Source organism: Rhodococcus sp. NPDC003383 (assembly GCF_053589115.1).
This window is the reverse complement of record NZ_JBSFRG010000066.1, coordinates 1-2,371: the sequence shown is the minus strand read 5'-3', so window position 1 is coordinate 2,371 and position 2,371 is coordinate 1. Positions and strand designations below refer to the sequence as shown.

Annotated in this window: 2 protein-coding genes; both read right to left on the bottom strand. The window is 67.3% G+C overall.

What is annotated here, in order from left to right:
• Positions 1-61: 61 nt before the first annotated feature.
• Positions 62-880, bottom strand: coding sequence for an IS21-like element helper ATPase IstB (gene istB / locus ACWDTS_RS28060; protein ID WP_450119459.1), 819 nt, complete (start codon positions 878-880; stop codon positions 62-64).
• Entirely contained in the window at positions 877-2,232 is a 1,356-nt protein-coding gene (gene istA / locus ACWDTS_RS28055; protein WP_450119458.1) for an IS21 family transposase, read from the bottom strand. The genes istB and istA overlap by 4 nt, the downstream gene beginning before the upstream one ends.
• Positions 2,233-2,371: the final 139 nt, after the last annotated feature.

Here is a 2,371-nt window from a genome sequence, read left to right as displayed (position 1 = left end):
TGATGAGGCTCAGCGAATGTGCTCGCTTGTGCTCAACGAAAGTGCCCACTCGCGGGCGGTTTCACTGTAGCGGTTGCCGTGTTCCAGTGGTAGCCCGACGGAGCTTCTCGGCTCGGGCGTGGTGATCGCGCAGGCGGTAGGAATCACCGTCGAGATTGAGCACGACCGATCGGTGCAGAAGTCGATCGAGCATCGCAGCGGCGACGGTCGTATCGCCGAGGACCTCACCCCACTCACCGACACCGCGGTTGGTGGTGATGATGATCGAAGTCTTCAGATAGCGTTGCGCGACAACCTGAAATAAGGCGGATGCGGCCTCACCCGGTAACGGAAGATAACCGAGCTCGTCGATCACCAACAGCGTCGGACCCGCATAGAACCGCATCGTCGTCGCCCACCGGCCTTCGATCGCAGCGCGGTGACAGCGGGCCGCCAGATCCGCGGCGGTGGTGAAATAGGTGCGATAGCCGGCATGCGCGGCCGCCCGCGCCAAACCCACCGACAGGTGGGTCTTTCCGACGCCCGGGGGCCCGATGAGCAGGACGTTCGTCGCGGTTTCGAGGAATCGGCAGGTCCCCAGTTCGTCGATCAGCGCCCGGTCGATGCCCGGGGCTGCGTCGTAGTCGAAGTCGTCGAGGGAGGCCGGGGTCGGCAAGCACGCGAACCGCAACCGTCCGGCGAGCCGCCTCGCTTCGGTGGCGTCGACCTCGATCGACAGTAGCTGTTCGAGGGTCGCGGTCATCGACAGTCCGTCCTTCTGGGCCCGGTCGAGCACCGACGGCAGCGCTTCGGCGGCGTCGTGCAACTTGAGGGTGGCCAGGTGGCCCCGCAGCCGCTGATAGAGACTCGTCGAGGTGGTGGCGTCGGGGGTGGTGGTCATGCGAGGGTGTTCCTTCCGCGGGCAGCGCGCTCGTAGGCGGCCAGGTCGACAACCGTCGACCGCGGTGGCGTCGACGGCGAGTGATGGTCAGTGGTGTTGGTGCGCAATGCTTCTGCCGCAGCACGTGCGTCCGTACCGGGTGGGATGCGTTCCTTGCGGCGGTGCGGCCGGCCTCCGGCCGCGGCACCGGCCAGTGCGGCCTGTTCGAGGGCGTGGACGTGGCCGTGATCGCGCACGATCGCGCCGGCCCCGTCCGGAGCGAGCCGGTGCCGGGCGACGGTGATCTGCGAGGCGGTGACGATGTCGATCACCTCGTCGCCGAGCCGCCGGGTGACCTGCACCTGCGCCGCGGCCAGTTCCGGGGGCACCGAGTAGCGGTTGCCGCGGTAGGCCACCAACGCCTGCCGGGAGACGGTCCGCGGTTCGCTGATGACCACCGGATACGGATCGGCCGGCATCGGTGCCAGGGGTTCGCGGGCGGCGGCGGTCAGCACCGAAGCCTTGCCGTCGGCGGTGGCGCGCATCCGGGCATCGGCGCGCAGGGTGCAGAACTTGTCCACGCTCGCCTGTGCCTGCTCGACGGTCAACTCATCGGCCACGGACCTCCACCACCGCTGTGCTGCAGTGTGATTGGCTTTCTCGACAACGCCTTTGCGGTTCCCGGACCGTGGCGGGCAGATCGCCGGCACGACACCGTAGTACTTGGCGACCCCGGCGAAGGAGGCGGTGACTTTCCCACTGTCCGGGTGGCAGACCGTGGCCATCCGATCGAACCGCCAAGTGCGGGTCACGCCGCCGAGTTTGCGGCAGATCCGGTCCAGACCGTCGATCAGATGTGGCTGGGTCATCGCCGGGGCGAGCACCCCACGCCACCGGCCCGAGTGCGCGAGCGAGCCGACCAGCAGGTAGGCGGTCTTGCCCCACCCCCACGATTCGGGTGGGTTCGGTAGTTCGACCCAGTCCCACTGGGTTTCCTCACCGGGCGGATGCTCGATGACCGCGTTCGGCCGGTCGGTCGCGCACGCGCAGGACTCGCAGACGGGCCGGAGTTTTCGTTGCCGGATCTGACGGGTCAGCGTCTGATACGAGGCGGTGTAGCCGAGGTCCTCGAGTTCGTCGCACAAGGTCCGCGCCCACAGGTGCGGATCCTCGGTCAGGCGGGCTGTCACATAGTCGACGAACGGCTCGAATGGGTCCTCACCAGCGGGTTTGCGGACGCCTGGGGTGGTGGTGCCGTTCAGATAGTTGCGGATCGTGCGCCGGTTTCGGCCGGTGTGTCGGGCGATCGCCGAGATCGTCCAGCCTCGTTTGTGCAGTGCGTGGATCTCCACGTCTTCCTCCCATGTCAACATGAGAAAGCGGGCCTCCTTCGGGGTGCTGGTGCGTGGTCAGAGACCACCAGCATCGAAGGAGACCCGCCCTCATCGGCGGAGCCACACGGGTGAGCACTTTCGGTAAGCGGGACTGAGCAGGATCAATGAGCGCTATCAC

Bases quoted from the DNA above. Each gene is read 5' to 3' on its own strand.
- istA (WP_450119458.1), bottom strand. From the start codon at position 2,232: ATGTTGACATGGGAGGAAGACGTGGAGATCCACGCACTGCACAAACGA.
- istB (WP_450119459.1), bottom strand. From the start codon at position 880: ATGACCACCACCCCCGACGCCACCACCTCGACGAGTCTCTATCAGCGG.